This is a genomic window from uncultured Tateyamaria sp., assembly GCF_947487805.1.
Classification (GTDB): domain Bacteria; phylum Pseudomonadota; class Alphaproteobacteria; order Rhodobacterales; family Rhodobacteraceae; genus Tateyamaria.
Genome location: NZ_CANKXW010000009.1, coordinates 110143 through 131085, shown reverse-complemented (window position 1 = coordinate 131085; position 20943 = coordinate 110143). Strand labels below are relative to the sequence as shown.

21 protein-coding genes are annotated in these 20943 nt (G+C 65.4%); 13 read left to right on the top strand and 8 right to left on the bottom strand.

All coding sequences use genetic code 11. The features are described from left to right. Positions 1–50: 50 nt before the first annotated feature. Positions 51–1097: an ABC transporter ATP-binding protein gene (locus tag Q0949_RS18365; protein ID WP_299375820.1), complete on the bottom strand. Its 1047-nt coding sequence runs from the start codon at positions 1095–1097 to the stop codon at positions 51–53. Positions 1098–1198: 101 nt separating this feature from the next. Between Q0949_RS18365 and Q0949_RS18360 the strand changes: the two genes are divergently transcribed. Beyond that, entirely contained in the window at positions 1199–2194 is a 996-nt protein-coding gene (locus tag Q0949_RS18360; protein ID WP_299375819.1) for an ester cyclase, read from the top strand. Positions 2195–2405: 211 nt separating this feature from the next. Here the strand turns inward: Q0949_RS18360 and Q0949_RS18355 are convergent, their stop codons facing one another. Further along, positions 2406–4556 carry a thiamine pyrophosphate-dependent enzyme gene (locus Q0949_RS18355; protein ID WP_299375818.1) on the bottom strand — a complete coding sequence of 717 codons (2151 nt, stop codon included), beginning with the start codon at positions 4554–4556 and terminating at the stop codon, positions 2406–2408. A 10-nt stretch (positions 4557–4566) separates the two neighbouring features. Then, positions 4567–5790, bottom strand: coding sequence for an acyl-CoA dehydrogenase (locus tag Q0949_RS18350; RefSeq protein WP_299375816.1), 1224 nt, complete (start codon positions 5788–5790; stop codon positions 4567–4569). Positions 5791–5890: 100 nt separating this feature from the next. Between Q0949_RS18350 and Q0949_RS18345 the strand changes: the two genes are divergently transcribed. Together Q0949_RS18345 and Q0949_RS18340 are read left to right on the top strand one after the other, a co-directional pair. Next, a complete protein-coding gene (locus Q0949_RS18345; protein ID WP_299375813.1) occupies positions 5891–6778 on the top strand; it encodes a LysR substrate-binding domain-containing protein in 888 nt (295 codons plus the stop codon). A gap of 109 nt (positions 6779–6887) precedes the next feature. After that, the gene (locus Q0949_RS18340; RefSeq protein WP_299375811.1) at positions 6888–7235 is read left to right on the top strand and encodes a hypothetical protein; all 348 of its coding nucleotides are present in this window, start codon (positions 6888–6890) and stop codon (positions 7233–7235) included. On the opposite strand, the gene Q0949_RS18335 is transcribed toward Q0949_RS18340, so the two are convergent. Then, positions 7232–7915 (bottom strand): SOS response-associated peptidase, encoded by a 684-nt coding sequence (locus tag Q0949_RS18335; RefSeq protein WP_299375809.1) that lies wholly within the window; start codon positions 7913–7915, stop codon positions 7232–7234. The genes Q0949_RS18340 and Q0949_RS18335 overlap by 4 nt on opposite strands. Before the next feature lie 168 nt (positions 7916–8083). Between Q0949_RS18335 and Q0949_RS18330 the strand changes: the two genes are divergently transcribed. After that, entirely contained in the window at positions 8084–8911 is an 828-nt protein-coding gene (locus Q0949_RS18330; protein WP_299375807.1) for a M48 family metallopeptidase, read from the top strand. Positions 8912–9000: 89 nt separating this feature from the next. Here the strand turns inward: Q0949_RS18330 and Q0949_RS18325 are convergent, their stop codons facing one another. Next, positions 9001–10560 (bottom strand): 5'-nucleotidase C-terminal domain-containing protein, encoded by a 1560-nt coding sequence (locus Q0949_RS18325; RefSeq protein WP_299375806.1) that lies wholly within the window; start codon positions 10558–10560, stop codon positions 9001–9003. A gap of 695 nt (positions 10561–11255) precedes the next feature. On the opposite strand from Q0949_RS18325, the gene Q0949_RS18320 reads away from it, so the two are divergent. The 3 genes from Q0949_RS18320 to Q0949_RS18310 are packed head-to-tail and all read left to right on the top strand — an operon-like array spanning position 11256 to position 13065. Then, positions 11256–11600: a DUF952 domain-containing protein gene (locus Q0949_RS18320; RefSeq protein WP_299376042.1), complete on the top strand. Its 345-nt coding sequence runs from the start codon at positions 11256–11258 to the stop codon at positions 11598–11600. Continuing rightward, a complete protein-coding gene (locus Q0949_RS18315; RefSeq protein ID WP_299375804.1) occupies positions 11597–12025 on the top strand; it encodes a DUF1330 domain-containing protein in 429 nt (142 codons plus the stop codon). Before Q0949_RS18320 ends, Q0949_RS18315 begins: the two co-directional genes overlap by 4 nt. Continuing rightward, complete coding sequence (locus tag Q0949_RS18310) at positions 12022–13065, top strand: quinone-dependent dihydroorotate dehydrogenase (protein WP_299375802.1); 1044 nt, start codon at positions 12022–12024, stop codon at positions 13063–13065. Before Q0949_RS18315 ends, Q0949_RS18310 begins: the two co-directional genes overlap by 4 nt. Before the next feature lie 78 nt (positions 13066–13143). On the opposite strand, the gene Q0949_RS18305 is transcribed toward Q0949_RS18310, so the two are convergent. From Q0949_RS18305 to Q0949_RS18295, 3 genes are read right to left on the bottom strand one after another with little or no spacing between them, the layout of a single operon-like run. Beyond that, a complete protein-coding gene (locus Q0949_RS18305) occupies positions 13144–14478 on the bottom strand; it encodes an MATE family efflux transporter (RefSeq protein ID WP_299375800.1) in 1335 nt (444 codons plus the stop codon). Next, positions 14479–14979, bottom strand: coding sequence for a PaaI family thioesterase (locus tag Q0949_RS18300; protein WP_299375798.1), 501 nt, complete (start codon positions 14977–14979; stop codon positions 14479–14481). After that, positions 14976–15398: a PaaI family thioesterase gene (locus tag Q0949_RS18295; RefSeq protein ID WP_299375796.1), complete on the bottom strand. Its 423-nt coding sequence runs from the start codon at positions 15396–15398 to the stop codon at positions 14976–14978. Before Q0949_RS18295 ends, Q0949_RS18300 begins: the two co-directional genes overlap by 4 nt. Before the next feature lie 119 nt (positions 15399–15517). Here Q0949_RS18295 and Q0949_RS18290 point away from each other — a divergent pair, with 119 nt between their 5' ends. The 6 genes from Q0949_RS18290 to Q0949_RS18265 all read left to right on the top strand — a co-directional run bounded on the left by Q0949_RS18290 (position 15518) and on the right by Q0949_RS18265 (position 20765). Next, complete coding sequence (locus Q0949_RS18290) at positions 15518–15889, top strand: MerR family DNA-binding transcriptional regulator (RefSeq protein WP_299375794.1); 372 nt, start codon at positions 15518–15520, stop codon at positions 15887–15889. A gap of 217 nt (positions 15890–16106) precedes the next feature. Then, positions 16107–16838: a hypothetical protein gene (locus Q0949_RS18285; protein WP_299375791.1), complete on the top strand. Its 732-nt coding sequence runs from the start codon at positions 16107–16109 to the stop codon at positions 16836–16838. Positions 16839–17072: 234 nt separating this feature from the next. After that, entirely contained in the window at positions 17073–17474 is a 402-nt protein-coding gene (locus tag Q0949_RS18280; RefSeq protein WP_299375789.1) for a MerR family DNA-binding transcriptional regulator, read from the top strand. 68 nt (positions 17475–17542) lie between these two features. Then, the gene (locus Q0949_RS18275) at positions 17543–19324 is read left to right on the top strand and encodes an acyl-CoA dehydrogenase C-terminal domain-containing protein (protein ID WP_299375787.1); all 1782 of its coding nucleotides are present in this window, start codon (positions 17543–17545) and stop codon (positions 19322–19324) included. A gap of 47 nt (positions 19325–19371) precedes the next feature. Beyond that, on the top strand, positions 19372–19584 hold the full coding sequence (locus tag Q0949_RS18270) for a hypothetical protein (RefSeq protein WP_299375784.1): 213 nt from the start codon (positions 19372–19374) through the stop codon (positions 19582–19584). Positions 19585–19616: 32 nt separating this feature from the next. Then, positions 19617–20765, top strand: coding sequence for an acyl-CoA dehydrogenase family protein (locus Q0949_RS18265; RefSeq protein WP_299376039.1), 1149 nt, complete (start codon positions 19617–19619; stop codon positions 20763–20765). Positions 20766–20943: the final 178 nt, after the last annotated feature.

Here is a 20943-nt window from a genome sequence, read left to right as displayed (position 1 = left end):
CTGCACCGGCCTGATTGGTCCTGCCCCATGCCGGGGCGCGGACGGTTCCCTCAGGCGATGCGTTCGCCGTCGGAAGAGGAAAAGGCGTGGCAAATGCCCGCCGGAACCCGGAACGTCACGGTGTCGCCGATCTCGGCCCGGAACTCCTTGTGCGCCTTGACCGACACCAGCTGGCCGCCCGCGCGCACGGTAAGCATCGTGGCGTCGCCCAAAAGCTCGATCGTGTAGATCGGCGCGGTGATCTCGCCCTGCCCTTCGGACAGCTCGGCGTCTTCGGCGCGGAAGCCCATGGTGACCGGCCCGTCCGGCGCGGACAGGCCCGAGATGCTGACATTGTCGCCGGTGAATGTGCCGCCGGACATGGTGCCGTCCATCAGGTTCATCGCGGGCGATCCGATGAAGGACGCGACAAAGGTATTGGCCGGGTGATCGTAAATTTCCGTAGGCGTTCCAACTTGTTGCACCTTGCCCTGCTTCATCACGACCACTCGGTCGGCAAGCGTCATCGCCTCGATCTGGTCATGGGTCACATAGACGGTGGTGACCTTCAGCTCGTGGCTGAGGTTCTTGATCTGCGCCCGTGTCGACACGCGCAGTTTCGCATCGAGGTTCGACAGCGGCTCGTCCATCAGGAACACGTTGGGTTCGCGCACGATGGCACGGGCAAGCGCCACGCGCTGGCGCTGACCACCCGAGAGTTCGGCAGGTTTGCGGTGCAGGAATTCGTCCAGTTCCACCATCGCACTGGCGCGGCGCACCCGTTCGTCATGGGTCGCTGGATCGACCTTGCGCACCTTGAGCGGGAAGCGGATGTTCTCGTAGACGTTGAGGTGCGGATAGAGCCCGTAGGACTGGAACACCATCGCCACATCGCGGTCCTTGGGGTCCAGATCGTTGACCCGTTTGCCGTCGATCACGATGTCGCCGTCGGTGGCGTCCTCCAGCCCCGCGATCATCCGCATGGTCGTCGTCTTGCCACAGCCCGACGGCCCCAGCAGGACCAGAAATTCCTCGTCCGCGATGGTCAGATCAAAGTTGTCGACGCCCACAAAGGAGCCCCACCGTTTGTTGATATTGCGCAATTGGATTTCGGCCATTGGGTCCCCCGTCACGGCGTGTTGATTGAGGCTAGACATCCGCACCGCGGCTTGGCAACTGTTTTTTGCACACGTGTGCAAAATCAGGGAGCTTTGAAACGATGAGCGATGATATCGGGCGCATCCACGCCGCATTGACCGGGATTTGGGCAGAGGATGATGCCGCAGCGCAGCGCGCGTTGGAGACGGCGTTTTCGGACGATTGCGCCTTTTATTTCTCGCATCCCGTGAATGAGGTGGCGGCGCGCGCGGCGGCGTGGGAGACGGTTTTTGCACCACTTCGCGCTGCACTGCGGCACGTCCGGCGGCGCGATGAGATTTTCATCACCGGGGCCAATCGGCGCGCGGTCGGGGGCGACTGGATTGCGGCGGTGACGCATTATGTGGGCACGTTTGCGGGGCCGCTCTGGGGGATTGCGCCGTCGAATCGGTTGGCGTTTTTGCGGTCGGGCGAGTTCTACCGCGTAGAGCACGGCCGCATCGTGGAGGCCCGGGTGATCCTGGATCTGCCGGACCTGATGCGGCAGGCGGGGCGGGATCCGTTTGGCGGGCTTTTGGGGACAGAGATGCTGTTCCCCGGGCCGGCCACCCATGACGGCATTCTGCCCGGCGGGGATGGCGCGGCAAGCCTCGATCTGATCGAGGCGATGCTGGGGGATCTGCACGTCTATGACCCCAACACCGGCGCGTCCAAGGGGCAGACCGGCAAGGGCGGATACTGGGCTGACGACATGCTGTGGTACGGGCCGGGCGGGGTCGGATCGAACTACCGTTGGGACGGGTTCGTGCAGGACCACCGCGCGCCGTTTCTGGCGGCCTTTCCGGACCGCAAGGGGGGCAATCACTATGCCCGGATCGGACAGGGGAATTACGCCGCGATCTCGGGCTGGCCGTCGATGACGATGACCCATCGCGGCCCCTATCTGGGGGTGGCTGCGACGGGCAAGGCGCTGACGCTGCGGGTGATGGATTTCTACCGCTGCGCGGGCGGGCAGATCGCAGAGAACTGGGTTTGCCTCGACTACATGGACCTGATGGCGCAGATGGGCGTGGACCTGATTGCGCGGTCGAACGCGATGGAGCGTACGGAGGGGTAAACGCAGCGTACGGTGCCCGTTTGCGGGGAAAATGTACGGAATTGGTGGGAAACTGTACGTTTTTGCGCGCGCCTATCCGGGGTGATGCGGGGTTTTGGGGCAAAACGTACAGTTTTGGGCCGGGGCTGTACGTTTTGCTTGGCCCGCCCGCGTTAGCGCCCTGTTCATTTTCGCCTGTCGTTAAGGTTTCCGTGGAGCCGGTAACTCTGCCTTAACCCTTGGCGCGCAGGGCGGCGGCGGCGGTGCGGATGCCCTCGGCTGAGGGCAGCGTCGCGGCATAGGCGCGGCCTGTGGCGATGAAGCTGTCGTCGGCGGTGTAGCGCGCGACGCGGGTGTGCCCCGCCTCGAAGAGGGCCGTCATCACCGCCTCGGCCACGCCGCCGGATTTACGGGTCTCGTCCACGACGAGTATGTGGCGCGCATCGCCCACGGCGGCCAGCAGGCTGTCGAGCGGCAGGGGGGCGAGCCAGCGCAGGTCGATCAGGCGGGCGTTGTCCACCCCGGCCTGTTCGGCGAGATAGCGGCCATTGCCGAAGGTGACGATGGCGAGGTCGCCGCCGCCGTCCACGCCGACCTCGCCCATGGGAAGTGTCGTGCCGGGCGCGGGATAGCTGCGCATCCACGCGCCGTCGCCCGGCGTGACGTCCCGCATCGGGTAGAGCGCAATCGGTTCGACAAAGACGCAGAGCCGGTTTTCCTCGCGCGCCAGCCGGTGGCATTCGCGCAGCATCTGCACCGCGTCGGCCCCGTTCGACGGGCAGGCCAGCACGAGGCCGGGGATGTCGCGCAGCACGGCGAGCGCGTTGTCGTTGTGGAAATGCCCGCCGAAGCCTTTTTGATAGCCGAGGCCTGCGATGCGCAGCACCATCGGGTTGGTCCACTGGCCGTTGGAGAAGAAGGGCAGCGTCGCCGCCTCGCCGCGCAGCTGATCTTCGGCGTTGTGGAGATAGGCGAGGAACTGGATTTCGGGCATCGGGACAAAGCCATTGTGGCCCATGCCGATGGCCAGTCCGAGGATGGATTGTTCGTCGAGCAGCGTGTCGATCACGCGGGCGGGGCCAAAGCGGGCATGCAATTTCTGGGTGACGCCATAGACGCCGCCCTTGCGGCCCACATCCTCGCCCATGATCACGGTTTCGGGGTGGGCCAGCATCAGGTCGGTGAGCGCCCAGTTGATCAGGCGGGACATCGGCTGGGGCTGGTCCAGCTGGGCGTGGTCGCTGCCGAAGGTGGTGCGGCGCTGGTCCACGTCGGGGCCGTTGGTGGGGGCGGCGGCGCGGGGGGGCGGCACAATGGCGGCCATGACGGCGCGTGCGTCGGGCAGCGCGGGGGCCTTGGCAACCTCGGCAGCCTCGGCGCGGGTGCGGTCGAGGGCGGATTGATAGATGTGCAGGATGTCGTCCGGTGCCATGCCCTGGGCGATGAGGCCAGCGGCGGTGGTCAGCAGCGGGTCGTTGGCCTCGTCGGCCTCGACCTCGGCCCGCGGCAGGTAGCTGGTCGCGACGTCCGCGCCCGCGTGGCCATAGAGGCGGACGGTGCGCAGGTGCAGCACGGCGGGTTTGCGGTGGGTGCGGACGAAGGCCGCCGCCTCAGCCGCGGCGCGGTGCGCGTCCCAGAGGTCGCAGCCGTCGCCGGTGAAATAGGTCAGGCCCGGACGGTGCGCGAGGCTGGCCGCGACCCAACCGGTGGGCGTTTTGGTCGAGATGCCGATGCCGTTGTCCTCGCAGATCAGCAGAAGTGGCAGCGGCACGCCCTGAACGGAGGTCCACCCGGCGGCATTGATCGCGCCCTGGGCGGTGGAGTGGTTCAGCGAGGCGTCGCCAAAGGAGGCCACGGCGATGCCATCGCGGGGCAGGATCGCCAGATCGGGGCGGTTCCGCCGTGCAAGGCCCAGACCGTAGGCCGCGCCCAGCGCCTTGGGCAGGTGGCTGGCGATGGTCGAGGTTTGCGGCGGGATGAAGAGATCGCGGCTGCCCAGCACCTTGTGGCGTCCGCCGCTGGTGGGGTCGTCTGCCGCACAGGCGAAGGACAGCAGCATGTCGCGGCACATGTCCTGGCCCTTTTGCGCGGCGCGGGCGACCTGAAACGTGCCGTCGCGGTAGTGCAGGAATGCGATGTCGTCGGGGCGCAGGGCATGGGCGACGGCGGCCATGCCTTCGTGCCCCGAAGAGCCGATGGTGTAGAACCCCTGCCCCGCCTTTTGCATCTCGCGGCTGACGATATCGAGCGCGCGGGTCAGGCATTGCGCGTCAAAGAGCGCGCGGCTGGTGCCTGCGTCCAGCCCGTGCGGGGACGCCTCGGGCAGGTCCCGCGCCGCCACCCGGCGCAGGAAATTGTCATGTACGATCGAGACGCGGTCCATACCCGTGGGATCAGAAGAAGGCCTGAAGGCCCGTCTGGGCGCGGCCCAGGATCAGGGCGTGCACGTCATGGGTGCCTTCGTAGGTGTTGACGGTTTCGAGGTTCATCATGTGGCGCATCACCTGAAACTCGCCCGAGATGCCGTTGCCGCCGTGCATGTCGCGGGACATGCGCGCGATGTCCAGCGCCTTGCCGCAGTTGTTGCGTTTGACGATGGAAATCATTTCGGGGGCTGCCTGGGCTGCGTCCATCAGGCGGCCCACTTGCAGCGCGCCTTGCAGGCCCAGCGTGATCTCGGTCTGCATGTCGGCGAGTTTTTTCTGGAAGAGCTGGGTCTGCGCCAGCGGTTTGCCGAATTGCTTGCGGTCGAGCCCGTATTGGCGTGCGGCGTGCCAGCAGAATTCGGCCGCCCCCATGGCCCCCCACGCGATGCCGTAGCGCGCCCGGTTGAGACAGCCGAACGGCCCCTTGAGGCCCTGCACATCCGGCAAGAGCGCGGTGTCGGGTATTTCGACGTTCTCCATCACGATCTCGCCGGTGATGGAGGCGCGCAGGCTCAGTTTGTTCTGGATCTTGGGCGCGGAGAGGCCCTTGGTGCCCTTGTCGAGGACAAAGCCGCGGATCTTGCCGTCGTGGGCGTCGGATTTGGCCCAGACCACGAAAACATCGGCGATGGGGGCGTTGGAGATCCACATCTTGGCCCCGTTCAGCACATAGCCGCCGTCGACCTTTTTGGCGGTGGTTTTCATGCCCGCGGGGTCGGAGCCTGCGTTGGGTTCGGTCAGGCCAAAGCAGCCGATCCATTCACCCGAGGCCAGTTTGGGCAGGTAGCGGCGGCGCTGGTCCTCGGAGCCGTAGGCATAGATCGGGTACATCACGAGGCTGGATTGCACGGACATCATTGACCGGTACCCCGAATCGATACGTTCGATTTCGCGGGCGATGAGGCCGTAGGAGACGTAGGAGCCGCCCAGGCCGCCGTATTCCTCGGGCAAGGTTGCACCCAAGAGGCCCATCGCGCCCATTTCGGCGAAAATTTCGGGGTCGGAGGTTTCATCGGCAAAGGCGCTGACGACGCGGGGGGCCAGCTTTTCCTGGGCGTAGGCGGCGGCGGAGGCCTGGATCATCCGCTCGTCCTCGGACAGCTGCTGGGACAGGCGGAAGGGGTCGGACCAGTCGAAGCTGCCCAGATCGGGGGCGTCCTTGGCTTTGAGTACCTTGGTTTCTGCGTTCATGGCGGCATTCCTCGGGCAAGTGCGGTTGGGCGGCAGTATTGCAGAGATCGCGGCGAACATCTAACGATGGCTTGTCCTGCAATCCATGAGAAAAACTCATATGTTTGCCCATCGCAGATACCTGCCCTCGATCCCTGCCCTGCTGGCCTTTGAGGCGGCAGCGCGGCTGGGATCGGCCACGGCGGCGGCACAGGAGCTGTCGTTGACGCAGAGTGCGATCAGCCGCCAGCTCAAGACGCTGGAGGACCAGATCGGTGCGCAGCTGTTTGCGCGGCAGGGCCGGGCGCTGGTGTTGACGCCGGTTGGGCGCAGCTATGTCGGACAGGTGCGGGACGTGCTGCACCGGTTGGGGTCGGCGTCGGTGGCGGCGGGGGCGAACCCGGAGGGCGGCGCGCTGAACCTCGCGATCCTGCCCGCCTTTGGCATGCACTGGCTGGCCCCGCGGCTGGCGGATTTCGCAGGGGCGCACCCGGAGGTGACGGTGAATCTGTCGACGCGGCTGGCCCCGTTTGATTTCCGCACGCAGCCCTTTGACGCGGCCATTCATTTCGGGCGGCGCGACTGGCCGGGGGCGGATTACCTGCCCCTGATGCCCGAGACGGTGGTTGCCGTGGCCGCACCGGGCCTTGTGCCCGAAGAGGCCGCGCCCGCCGATCTGCGCGCCCTGCCGCTGTTGCATCTGGACACGCGGCCCCGCGCCTGGGCGCGGTGGTGTGCGGCCCATGACATCCCCGCGCCCAGCGCCCCCGGCATGGTGTTCGACCAGTTTTCGACCATGGCGCAGGCGGCCATTCACGGGCTGGGCGTGGCGCTGTTACCAACCTTTGTGGCCGCCCCGCATCTGGAGAGCGGCGCGCTGGTTCCGGCGGCGGGGCGCGGCGGACAGAGCATTGGCGACTATTACCTTGTCTGGCCCGCAGACCGCCCGGCCCCGCCCAGCCTGCGGTCGTTTCGTGCGTGGATTTTGACGCAACTGCCGCGCGACTGACCCATCCGCGCCGCAATTGTGCCGCAATGCGCGGGCAAGAAACGGTCAGATGATTCTGTGGTGCGGGTGGGGCCGGGCCACATGCCGAAACAAACGAAGGAGTGCTGCCATGAAGCGCGCGATCACATTACTGGCGACCGTCGCCACGCTGGCCTCGGCCACAGCGGCCCAGGCGGCCGAGCATACCATCCTGATCCTTCCGGACGCCTATTTCCCGGCCGTGACCTATGTCAACGACGGCGACACGGTGCGGTTCAACAACCAGTCGGGCGCCCAGCACACGATTATTGCCAAGAACAACAGTTGGGAACTGGGCCCGATCACCAACGGCGCGACCGTGTCGTTGCAGTTCAACAAGGGCGACCAGAACGAGTTCTACAACAAGAACGCCAAGGACAGCGAAGGCAACTATGTTGTCGTCGGCACCGTCAGCTTTGCCACGGCGCCGCTGAACTAATCGGCGGGCGGCACGTCCAGCGGGTCGATGAGCTGGGGGCCTGAGGCCCGGTTGGAGTTCACGTCCCGCGCCACCCTGTGCCAACGCAGTGCATCATCGGGTGCGGCGCGCATGAGCGTGGCCGCGCCCTTGCCCGTTTCTCCCAGCCACAATGCGATATCGTCCTGTTCGAGGATCACCGGCATCCGGTGGTGGATGGCGGACATGGGCGCATTGGCCCCGGTGGTGACGATGGCGGTGGTGCGCAGGGGCGGGTCGTCCTGTCCCTTGGCCTGCCAGCTTTGCCAGATCGCGGCAAAGGCCAGCGGCGCGCCGTCGGTGCGCGTGATGTACCACGGCAGGCGCGTGTCGCCGTCGCGGGTCCATTCGTAAAAGCCCGAGGCGATGATGACCCCGCGCCGTTCCCGGCAGGCCGCGCGAAAGGCGGGTTTTTCCGCGATCGTCTCGCTGCGCGCATTGATCAGGAGCGGGCCGTCACCGGGTTTCCTGTACCAGTGCGGGATGAAGCCCCAGCGCATCGCGCCCAACCTGCGCTGGCCATCATCCGTAGTGACCACGTGCACCGCGTTGGTGGGGCAGACGTTGTAGTTGGGCACATCCGGCAGGTCATTGGCGGGCACGGCGGCAAAGAGCTGTGCCATGGCGTCGGGCGGGAGGGTGACAGCGAAACGTCCACACATGGGGCCAGTCTAGCGCGCTGCGCGGGATGTGCCAGCCTGCGCGCGTGGCGCGGTGGGCGTGGATCTGCTATACTACCCCCACGTGAATTTTTTTGACGATTTCAGACGATTTGATTTTTCCATGCGGTGCGGGTTGCGCCCCGCCCCATTTGACCAAGGAGTTTCCCGATGCCCCTGTCGAAGAAAGACCTGTCCGCGCTGCGCCATCCGACCGAAAGCCCGCGGTTCCTGCTGACCTTGTTCGTGCTGATCCCGCTGGGGATCCTGATTGCGCTGCTGACGGTGGCGTCGCTGGGCCTGATCCTGCTGGCGGCCCCTGTGGTGCTGTTTGTGCTGTGGTTCAGCCTGCGCCTCTATGTGGCGTCGTTCATGAACAACACCATCCGGGTGACGGCGGACAGTTTTCCGCGCGCCCATGCGGCCATCGAGGAGGCGAAGGTGCATTTCGGCTATGACCGGCCCATCGACGCCTATGTCTATCAGGACGGGACGTATAATGCGGCGTTGATGCCGCTGTTGAACGTCAAGGTGCTGCTTTTGAATTCGGAGCTGATGCGCCCGGAGAACGGGCCGGACGAGGTGCGGTTTCTGGTGGGGCGTTTCGTGGGTGCACTGGCGTCCAAGCATTTCCGGTTCATGTGGTTGCAGGCCTATCTGGACGGGGTGGAGAAGCTGTTTGTGTTCAACCTGCTGCTCTATCCGTACGAGCGTGCGCTGAAGCTGTCGGGGGACCGGCTGGGGCTGGCGATGATCGACGGGGACATCCATGTGGCGGTGCACGCGATGATGAAGCTGGTGGTGGGGACGGACATTGCCGATCAGGTGAACGTGCATGCGTTCCTGCGGCAGGGCAAGGATCAGCGGGGCGGGTTTTTCCGCTGGCTGGCGCAGGCGTTTTCGACCTTTCCGCATCATACGACGCGGGTGTCGGAGTTGATTGCCTTTGCCGAGACCGCCTATCCCGGTCGGGCCAACACGCTGCGCGCGGCCCAGTGAGGGCCACAGTGACGGCCAGAGTGAGGCCATGAAAAAACGCGCGGAGGGAATGCCCCCCGCGCGTTTTCTGTTTCGTCGTTGGCCTGCGGTTACTTGGCCGTGATGCGCCCGTCGGTATAGGGCGTGAAGGGCCCTTGGGCGGCGAGGTATTCCGCCGTCACATCCGCGAGGTCGGGGCCGAAGTCATAGGCCTTGTCCGCGTCCACGAACATCGCATAGCCGTCGCCGCCGTTGCGGACATAGTTGTTGGACACCACGCCATAGACCTTGTCCATATCGATGGGTGCGCCGCCGACCATCACGTCGCTGACACGCTCACCTGCCAGTTTGGAGACGTCGAACGCATAGCTCATGCCCGCCACCTGCGGGAAGCGGCCTGCGCCGTCCTCGATCTGGCCCACGCCGTTTTCAAGTGCGGCGACGATGGCAGAGCCGGGCACCTGGAAGGTCGAGAGCGTGTTCTGGAACGGCAGCACGGTCAGCACTTCGCCCATGGTGATTTCACCCGCATCGATGGAGGCACGGATGCCGCCGCCGTTCTGGATGGCAATCTCGATGCCCTGATCCTTGACCCGGTCCAGCATCGCGTCGGCAATGAGCGAGCCCATGGGGCATTCCATCGCCCGGCAGGTGTCGCGCCCGCCTTCGATGGCTTCGGCCGCTTCGGCCACAACGCGCGTCTTCATCTCTTCGATGGGTGCGCCCATTTCGGCGATGCGGTCGATAAAGGCCGCGTTGGGTTCCACGGACGCATCCAGCAGCATCGGATCGCCCGAGGCCGCCGTGACGTTGCCGTCGTCGTCAAAGGTCACGGTCAGGTGGCCCAGATATTTGGTGTAGGCATAGGCCTGGGCCACGGGCGTGTCGCCCACCATGGTCGGATAGGCGGGCGTTTCATCGTCGCCATTGGTCATCAGCGTGTGGCTGTGGCCGCCGATCACCACGTCGATGCCGGGCACGGCCTCGGCAATCTCGAGGTCCTTGTTCAGGCCCACGTGGTTCAGCGCGATGATGATATCGACGCCTTCGCCCTCAAGCGTGGCGACATCTGCGGCCAGTGCCTCGATCTCGTCCTGAAAGACGACATCCGCGCCGGGCGAGGAGGTTTCGACCGTGTCCGTGGCCAGCGCAGAGATCACGCCGATCTTCTTGCCGCCGACCTCGAGCACGACGTGGTTGCCCACCTTGCCGTTCAGTTCCGCCGAGGAGGACAGATCGAGGTTGCCGGAGATCACCGGGAACGTCACCTTTTCGATGAAATCGGCCAGACCCTGCGGGCCGTCGTCGAATTCGTGGTTGCCCACGGCCATGGCGTGATAGCCCATCTGCTCCATGAACTCGGCCTCTGCCGCACCCTTGTAGGTGGTATAGAACAGCGAGCCCTGGAACGGGTCGCCCGCGTCCAGCACCACGACGTTCTGGTTACCGAGGCTGGCCTTTTTGGCGTCGATCGCCGTTTTCACGCGGGCCACGCCGCCAAAGCATTTGCCCTCGGCCTCGCCCTCGGCGTTGCAGGTCGAATCGAAGCGGTTGATCGATTCAATGCGGCTGTGCATGTCGTTGGTGTGCAGAATGTGCAGCGTATATTCGGCCGAGGCCATGCCGGTGCTTAATGCAAGTGCGGCGGTACCCATCAGAAATCGGGTCATTGTCGTCTCCCTCATTGGTTATGGTGGTATGGTGCGTGGGACTGCGACCAGAGTCAAAGCCCGATGTGCCATGCTGACGCAACGGCTGTGTGACGGCTGCGTGTCGGGGCGGTATTGACCAAAACACGGGCGGCAGGCATCAGGGGATCATGCTGGAACGTCCCACCCCGCGCGCCCGTGCGCCGCTGCCCGCCGGTCTGGTCGACCGCTGGGAACGCACCCTGCCCGATGGCCGCCCGCAGATGATCGAAGTCACCGCCGGGGGGCTCTGGCGGACCTTTTCGCGCTATCTGCCCGTGGTGTTCGAGGGGGGTGGTGCGGCGATGGTCTGGGGGCCTGAACGCTATACGCGCCTTTTGGGCGCGGGCGAGACCGTGCTGGGCGTCTGGGCCGAGGACATGAGCGGCGCGGATTACTATTTCCGCACCAATGGCAGTTTCACCTATGCCGAGCCGGGCGAGATCGACCTCTTTGGCATCTTCGAGCTGGATGGGGCGGCGATGCGCACCGGAGAGACGCGCGCGACCGTGACCGTGGATGGGGCGGAGCTGGTCTTTGACGTGGTCTATGGCGGTGTGTTTCGGTATGCGTTCACGCTGGCGGGCGACACGCTGACGATTGCCGACGGCGGCGATCCGTTCACCCGCGTCACCGCACCGCTTGACGTGGCCGCGCCGGTCGGGCAGGCGGGGCCCATGTTGATTTACAAGATTTTCCGCGCCCCCGAATGGGCCGAGCTGCGCCGCAACCGCACCACCGCTGGCGCGCCCATTGATGTGGCTGACGGCTATGTCCATTTCTCCACCGCCGCACAGGCGGGCGAGACGGCGGCCAAGTATTTCGCCGATGTGGATGACCTGTTCCTTGTGGCGGTCGATGCGGATGCGTTGGGCGATGATCTGAGGTGGGAGCCGTCGCGGGGCGGCGCGCTCTTCCCGCATCTCTACCGCGAGATGCGGATCGAGGACGTGCACTGGGCGCAGCCACTGCCCATCGTGGACGGCGTGCACCAGTTCCCGGCAGGCGCGGGGTTCGCATGACACATATCGACCCGACCCGCGCCCAGTTCGACGCGTTCAAGGACCTGCCCCGCGACCAGCCCATCGAGATGTTGAACCTTGTCGCGTTTCGCGATCTTGCCAACTATCCGGGCGATCATACGCTGGCGCGCGACGGGCTGACCGGGGCGCAGGCCTATGCGCTTTATGGCAAGCATTCGGCCCCGGTGCTGGCGGCGGTGGGCGGGACGATCCTGTGGCGCGGCGGGTTCGACACCATGCTGATCGGCCCCGAGAACGAGGCATGGGATGCGGTGTTTATCGCGCGCTACCCGTCGGGCAATGCGTTTCTGGCCATGGTCACGGACCCGGCCTACCAGGCCGCCGTCGTGCACCGGCAGGCGGCGGTGAAGACCTCGCGGCTGATCCGGTGTCGGCCTGCGGACGGGGGCGCGGCCTTCGGATGAAACGGACGTTGGAACGCATCGGCACGCGGGCGCTGCGCCGCCTGGATCCGGAAGTCGCGCATGGGCTGGCGCTCAGGGCGCTGCATACGCCGCTGGCCCCCCTGCCCGGCCCGGTGACCAGCGACCGGCTGCGCACGCAGGTCGCGGGCATGGATCTGCCCAACCCCGTGGGCCTTGCCGCCGGGTTCGACAAGAACGCCACCGCAATCGCGCCACTGTCGCGTGCCGGGTTCGGCTGGATCGAGGTGGGGGCCGCCACGCCGCTGCCGCAGCCGGGCAATCCGCGCCCGCGGCTCTTTCGCCTGACCGAGGACGCCGCCGCGATCAACCGGTTCGGGTTCAACAATGACGGGATGGAGGCGATTGCCGCACGGCTGGCGCGCCGCCCCAAAGGTGTGCCCGTGGGCCTCAACCTCGGGGCCAACAAGGACAGCGCCAACCGGGCCGAGGATTTCGCCCGCGTGTTGCAGCACTGCGCGGCCCATATCGACTTTGCCACGGTGAATGTCTCGAGCCCGAACACGGAAAAACTGCGCGACCTGCAAGGGCCGATGGCGCTGGCGGCCCTGCTGGACGGGGTGATGCAGGTGCGCGGCCGGGTGCCGGTGTTCCTCAAGATCGCGCCGGACCTCACCGATCAGGATCTGGCCGACATCGCCAAGGTGGCCGAGGACGCGCGCGTGTCCGCGATCATCGCGACCAACACGACCCTCGACCGCACCGGCCTGCGCAGCGTGCACGCCCCGGAAAAGGGCGGCCTCTCCGGCGCGCCGCTCTTTGAAAAATCCACCCGCGTGCTGGCCAAACTGCACCAGCTCACGACTGTGCCCCTGATCGGCGTGGGCGGCATCGCCTCGGCCCGCGACGCCTATGCCAAGATCCGCGCGGGCGCCTCTGCGGTGCAGCTCTATACCGGGCTGGTCTATGGCGGGCTCAGCCTTGGCGCACGCATCGCGCAGGGCCTCGACACCCAGTTGCAGCAAGACGGCTTCCAGTCCGTCGCCGAGGCCGTCGGCACCCAAAGTCAAAGCTGGCTCTGACCCGCCCCTTCCTTTCGCGTCAAATACCTCGGGGTCTGGGGCAGCGCCCCAGTCCCGCACCGGCAAGACGCGCGCAGGTCAGGCCGACGCGCCGCGTTCCAGCGCAGGGTACCGCAGCCCCAGCGTCACCCCCCGCGCCACAAAGGACACCAGCAGCGCCGCCCAAAGCCCGTGATTGCCCATCACCGGCAGCAGGACCAGCACCGCCAGCCAATACAGCACAAATGAAATCGCCATCATGTTGCGCATGTCCCGGCCCCGGCCCGCGCCGATGAAGATCCCGTCGAACATCCACGCGGCACAGCCCACAAGCGGCGCCGCCACCATCCACCACAGGTAGGCCCGCGCGGTGGCCTGCACCTCCGCGTCCTTGGCCATCACATCGATCAGCCACGGCCCCGCCAGCAGAAAGCCAAGTGCGGTCGTCACACAGACCACCATCCCCCACATGCCCGTCATCAACGCCGAACGCCGCACCCGTACGGGATCGCGCCGCCCGTAGGCGCGCGCAATCAGCGTCTCGGCGGCAAAGGCGAACCCGTCCATCGCGTGGGCGGTGATGTACATGAACTGGATCAGCACCTCGTTCGCGGCCAGCGTCACGTCCCCGAACCGCGCGCCCAGAAACACAAAGCTGGAAAAGATCACCATCAGCATCGCCGAGCGCAACAGGATGTCCGTATTGAGCAGCGCCATGCGCACCAGCGCGGCGCGGCGCAGCACACGGGCCCGGTCGCGCCATGCGGGCCGCAAAAACGCCGCGCGGCAGAACCACAGGCCCAGCCCCGCCCCGATCACCTCGGCGATCACGGTGGCAATCGCCACCCCCGGCACGCCCCAGCCGAACCCCAGCACAAAGACGAAGTTCAGGATGATGTTCACCCCGTTCATCACCAGCTGGACCCAGAACACGCCGCCCGTCCGCTCCATTGCCACCAGCCACCCGGTCAGCGCATAGACGGCGATCGCGGCGGGTGCCGTCCAGATGCGGATAAAGAGGTAGTCGCGGGTCAGGCTCTCGACCACTGCGCTGGCGGGCGACAGCTGGAACGCGGCCCAGAAGAGCGGCACCTGCAACGCAATCAGCCCCACGCCGCCCACGACAGCGACCAGCAGCGCGCGGGTCAGCCAGGCCGACACTTCGTCGTCATCACCCGCGCCCGCGGCCTGCCCAACAAGGCTGACCGTGCCCATGCGCAGGAACCCGAAAATCCAGTACATCGTGGTCAGGATGATCGCGCCCATGGCCACGGCCCCAATCGGTGCCGCCTCGCCCATCTGGCCCACCACGCCCACATCCACCGCACCGAGGATCGGCACGGTGGCATTGGACAGCACGATGGGCAGCGCGATTTTCAGCACCCGGCGGTGCGTGAGTGGCGCGGGAGGCGCGGTGGGGGCTGTGGCCTCCATCTACCGCCGTTGGGGCATGACGAAATGCCCGGTGGCCTGGGCAAAGAGCTTGTCGCGGTTGTCCTGCCAGCCTTCGACATGCACGGAGGCATAGCGCCGCCCGGCCCGGTTGATCCGTGCGCGCGCATAGGCGTCGCGCGGCAGGCCAGAGCGCAGGTAATCGACCGAGAAATCCACCGTCTTGGGCAGGCGCGGCAGCGCCACATCGGCGCGCGCGTCAAATTCCAGCGCGCCGCTTTCGATGTCCTCCCACAGGTAGGACCAGGACAGGGTGATGATCGCCGTCACCTCGAGAAAGGCCGCCGTGACCCCGCCATGCAGGGCGGGCAGCATCGGGTTGCCGATCAGCTTTTCATCAAAGGGCAGCACGCCGGTCAGCTCGTCTCCGCGCCGGTCGAAGGTGAGGCCCAGATATTTGATGTAGGGCACGTGGTCGACCAGCGCGTGCAGGGCCGCGTCGCGCCGTTGCTTGATCACCTGCACGGGTTCGGGGCGCTTCATGGCCGTGCCTCCACCGTGAAGGCGCCGGTGGCCGACGCCACCGGGTTGTCGCGGTCGTCGTCCCACGCGGTGGCGCGCACAAAGGCCACGGAGCGCGTGACGTGGTAGCATTCGGCGCGCGTGGTGATCGCCTGCCCCGGCGTCGCGCCGCGCATGTAGTCGATGCGCAGATCGAGCGTGGCCGTCGCCCCGCCATTGTCGGGATGCGCGATCACCGCCGCCCCGCAACACGTGTCCATCAGCGCCGACACCGCCCCGCCCGAGATCACGCCGGTGTCCGGATCCCCCACCAGCCGGTCATCGAAGGGCATCGAGATCACGGCCACCCCCGGTGCGATATCCTCGACCGTCATGCCCAGATCGCGGCTGTGCGGCAGGGCCTCGATGAACTGGCGTGCGATGCGCAGCATGTCGGACATGGGGCGGGTTCCTTTGGGTCGTTGATCACTTTATGGGGCTGGCCGTGCCGGGGGGCAAGGCACCTGTTGCGCAAGCGGCGGTTGCAGCCTAGGCTTTGCATCAGGGAGAGACGAGGGCCATGGCAGACGACCGCTTGAGCTTTAAGGAAATGTGCGCGGCGTTCGACGTGACCCCCCGCACGTTGCGCTATTACGAATATATCGAGCTGTTGCAGCCCGATCGTGAAGGACGCTCGCGGTATTACGGGCCGCGCGAACGCGCCCGGATGAAGCTGATCCTGCGCGGCCGCAAGTTTGGCTTTCAGCTGGAAGACATCCGCCAGTGGCTGCTGATCTACGAGCACGAGGGCACCGAGGCGCAGATGCGGGCGTGGATCGAACTGGCCGATGGGCAGCTCAAGGAGCTGGACGAACAGCGCCGCCAGCTGGACGAGGCCCGCGACGAGTTGCAGGGGCTGCGCGACAGCGTGGCGACCGAGCTGGACGGCTGAGGCCGCATTGGCGCCGTGGGCAGATCGCCCCGGTGTTATCCCCATTTTAACGTCGGTTGCGGATAAACCTGCGCAGCGGTTGAAACCTGTGTATGGTGCCGCTCGACATGACCGTGCGCCGGAATATGGGCGCCCGCCCTGCCCACCGGGAGGGTTTTCCATCCATACGCGCATCGGGGCCAAGCCCGTTGCGCCCGCGGCGAGGAAGATTGCGACTATGGCTCGATTTGACTTGCCGCGCCGGGTGCTGTGCGCCCTTGTGCTGTTCTGTGCCCTGACCCCGCTGCGCGCATCGGCGGAGGCGGTCACGATGTGGGTCTATCACAATTTCCCGCCCTTCGTGGTCGATGCGGAGGCGCGCAGCGGCATGAGCTTTGCGCTGGCCGATATGCTGACGGAACGGTCGGGCGGGCAGTATGTTTTCAACGTGGTGGTGCTGCCGCGCCAGCGGCTGAACGACCAATTGCGCGCGGGTGATGCCGGCGTGGTGCTGTGGGGCAGTCCGCTTTGGTTCGGTGACGCCGACCGCAGCCGGTATCTGTGGACATCCGCGCTGGTCGAGGACCGCAACGACGTGATTTCGCCGCGCGCCGCACCGGTGGCCTATGACGGGCCGGGGTCACTGGACGGGTCCACGGTGGTGGGGGTCAAGGGGCACCGCTATCCCGGGGTGGACGAACGGGTCACTGCGGGCAATGCGGCGCGATTGGATGTCAGCTCGGAAGCGGCGCTGGTGCAGTTCATCGCCAACGGGCGCGGCAGCGTCGGGATCGTGGCGCATTCGGCGGCGGCCTATTTCGTGCATGCCTATGCGCTGGAGGACCGTGTGCATATCGCGCCTGCACCGCATTCGACCTATGAGCGGTACATCATGGTCCAGCCGGAGCTGGCGGCCGTGCACGGATTTATCGAGGATGTGTGGCCGTCGCTGGCCGGGCCGCCCTGCTGACGCGGTACAGGTTCGACCCCGCCCGGCCCGAATAGCCCACGCCGGTGCATTATTTCGCCCGGCTGGGTGCAGTATCTTACCCGTTTCACGCCCAGTGCGCCGGTTGACGTGGATCACGGTCACGTCAACTGGAGAAGTGACGCAACGTAGAACTTACGTCAACGTCATCCCGTGGTTGCATCGAATCCGCCCCTGCCCCATTTGATGCTCGTAACACGAGATGCGAGTGATCCTATGAGTGAAACCACGATGACGATCCGCCAGATGTGCGACGCGTTTGACGTCACGCCGCGGACCCTGAGATTTTACGAAGCCAAGGAACTGCTGTTCCCGATCCGCGAAGGCCAAAAGCGCCTTTTCACCAAGCGCGACCGCGCGCGGCTCAAGCTGATCCTGCGCGGCAAGCGCTTTGGCTTCAGCCTGGAGGAGATCCGCCAGCTGCTGGACCTCTATGACATGGGCGACCAGCAACAGACCCAGCTGGCGCGCACCTACGAGATCGCCCGCGACCGGCTCGCGGACATGGAGTTGCAGCGCGACGAGCTGACCGAGGCGATCGACGACCTCAAGAACCAGTTGAAATGGGGCGAGAAGATGCTCGCCTCGATGAACGCCTCGAAGAAGGTCGCGGAATAGGCGGCCTGTAGCGCAGAACTTCGCCGCCCCCCGCGCGGGGACGGCATCAGACCAAGGGAGAGAGAGATATGCCCAGCTATACACCCCCCACCAAGGACATGCAGTTCATCCTGCACGATGTGCTGAACGTCACAGGATCCGACATCCCCGGCTATGACGAGCTGGAGGCGGATTTCACCTCTGCCATCCTCGAAGAGGCCGGCAAGCTGACCTCCGAAGTCCTCGCCCCCCTGAACGTGGTGGGCGACAAGGAAGGCTGCCGCTTGGAAAACGGCGTGGTCTACACCCCCACCGGGTTCAAGGACGCGTTCGAGCAGGTCAAGGAAGGCGGCTGGCCCGGTCTGGACATGCCCGAGGAATTCGGCGGCCAGAACATGCCATACGTGATCGGCACAGCCGTGGGCGAGATGTTCTCCTCCGCCAACATGGCGTTCACCATGTACCAGGGCCTGACCCACGGTGCGGCCTCGGCGATCCTCGCCCACGGCTCTCAGGCGCAGAAGGAAACCTATCTGCCCAAGATGGTGTCCTGCGAATGGACCGGCACCATGAACCTGACCGAGCCGCATTGCGGCACTGATCTGGGCCTGATGCGCACCAAGGCCGCGCCGCAGGACGACGGCACCTACAGGATCACGGGCCAGAAGATCTTTATCTCTGCCGGTGAGCACGACATGTCCGAGAACATCATCCACCTCGTTCTCGCCAAGATCGAAGGCGGCCCCGAGGGCATCAAGGGCGTGTCGCTCTTCATTGTTCCAAAAATATGCGTGAACGACGATGGCTCCCTGGGGGCACGCAACGGGGTCAGCGTGGGCAGCATCGAGGAAAAGATGGGCATCCACGGCAACTCCACTTGCGTGATGAACTATGACGGGGCCGTGGGCTACCTGATTGGCGAAGAGCACAAGGGCATGCGCGCGATGTTCACCATGATGAACGAGGCGCGGATCGGCGTGGGCATGCAGGGTCTGAGCCAGGCCGAGGTCGCGTATCAGAACGCGCTGGACTATGCCAAGGACCGCCTGCAAGGGCGCGACGTGACGGGCGTGAAAAACCCCGACGGGCCCGCCGATCCGCTGATCGTGCACCCCGACATCCGCCGCAGCCTGATGGACCAGAAGTCGTTCGCTGAAGGCGCGCGCGCGTTCATCCTGTGGAGTGCGGTCATGATCGACGCCGCCCATCGCGGCAAGGACGCGGATGCGGACGGCCTCGTGTCGCTGCTGACCCCGATCATCAAGGGGTTCCTGACCGATCAGGGCTATGACATGACGATCAAGGCCCAGCAGGTCTATGGTGGTCACGGCTACATCGAGGAATGGGGCATGTCGCAATATACCCGCGACGCCCGGATCGCGATGATCTACGAAGGAGCCAATGGCGTGCAGGCGCTGGATCTGGTGGGCCGAAAGCTGGCGCAGGACGGCGGCAAGCACGTGATGGCGTTCTTTGATCTGGTCAAATCCTTCATCAAGGACAATGCCGGTCAGGACGAGGCCTATGACGCCGAGTTCCTGGAACCGCTCAAGGCGGCCTCCAAGGATCTTCAGGCAGCGGGCATGTATTTCATGCAGAACGGCATGACGAACCCGAACAACGCGCTGTCGGGGTCTTATGACTTCATGCACATGTTCGGCCATGTCTGCCTGGGCCTGATGTGGGCCAAGATGGGCAAGGCGTCGCGTGCGGCACTGGCGGAGGGCACGTCTGACCCTGCGTTCCACGAGACCAAGCTGGCCACGGGCCGCTATTACATGGCGCGGCAACTGCCTTCGACGGCGCTGCACCTGACGCGAATCCAGTCGGGCGCGGACACGGTGATGGCGCTGGATGCTGCAAACTTCTAAAGTCGGTGGGGTGGGCAAATTGCCCACCCTACTTTTTTGGAGTGACAATGCCCAAACGCTTTCGCCTGACCCGACGATTTCCGGTTGCGATGACCGAAGACGGCTATCGCCGCCTCAAGCGGTTCGCCAGCGAGGCCGGGCTGGACGAGGGCGAGGCCCTGTCGTTCCTGTTCGAGAATTTCGACAGCGTGACACACGAGGAAAACCTCACCGCGCGGCTGCGCCTGTTCAATTCCGAGCTGGAGGCGCGCAAACGCTGACACATCTCCTGGGGAGGAGAGATATGAAAGACATGGCTGCCGGGTCATCCACGTGGATGACCGAAGAACACCAGATGATCGCCGACATGACGGCGCAGTTCATCACGAACGAGTGGGCGCCGCATTTCGAGCGCTGGCGCAAGCAGGGCGAGATGGACCGCAGCACGTGGGGCCAGTCCGGTGAATTGGGCCTGCTTTGTCCCTCCATACCCGAAGAATACGGCGGGGCGGGCGGTGATTTCGGGCATGAGGCCGCGATCCTGATCGAAGCGGCACGCGCCAATCTGGCCTCTTGGGGCCACGGCATCCATTCGGGCATCGTCGCCCACTACATCCTGAATTACGGCACCGAGGATCAGAAACAGCGCTGGCTGCCCAAGATGGTGTCGGGCGAAATGGTCGGTGCACTAGCCATGACTGAACCCTCGACCGGGTCTGACGTGCAGGCGATCAAGACGCGCGCCATTCGGGATGGCAATGCCTATAGGCTGACAGGGTCCAAGACGTTCATCACCAACGGCCAGCACGCCAACCTGATCGTGGTGGCGGCCAAGACGGACCCGGCGCTGGGGTCCAAGGGCGTGTCGCTGGTGGTGGTCGAGACCGATGGTGCGGCGGGGTTCAGCCGGGGGCGCAACCTCGACAAGATCGGGATGCATGCATCGGACACGTCCGAGCTGTTTTTCGACAATGTGGAGATCGCGCCGGAAAACATCCTTGGCGGGGCGGAGGGTCAGGGGTTTTACCAGCTGATGCAGCAGCTGCCGCAGGAGCGGCTGATCATTGCCTGTTCGGCGGTGGGGGCGATGGAAGGCGCGGTGGCGCGCACGGTTGCGTATTGCCGGGAACGCGAGGCCTTTGGCGCCCCGCTCATGCAGTTTCAGAACACGCGGTTCAAACTGGCGGAGGCCAAGACGAAGACAATGGTCAGTCGCGCCTTCTTTGACGAATGCATGGCTGAACACCTGCGCGGGGACCTGAGCGTCGACAAAGCTGCCATGTGCAAATACTGGACCACGGACACGCAGGCCTGGGTGCTCGATGAATGCCTGCAATTACACGGCGGCTATGGGTTCACGCAGGACTATGACATCGGCGGCATGTGGACGGATGCGCGGGTGCAGCGGATTTATGGCGGCACCAACGAGATCATGAAAGAGCTGATTGCGAGGGCGTTCTGATGCGCCCTTGCATAGCGCTTCGGGCAACCCGGCCCTCCGGGGGGAGTTTTTTGGGCAAGATGAAAGAGCAGCTCCGCTCTGCCTTCCACGGGCGGCATCCGCCAAAGCCGGGAAAACAGAGCGTCACCTTGCACATCGCTCAGCTCTCCAGCCTGCCATGCCGTGACAAGTTAGGTGC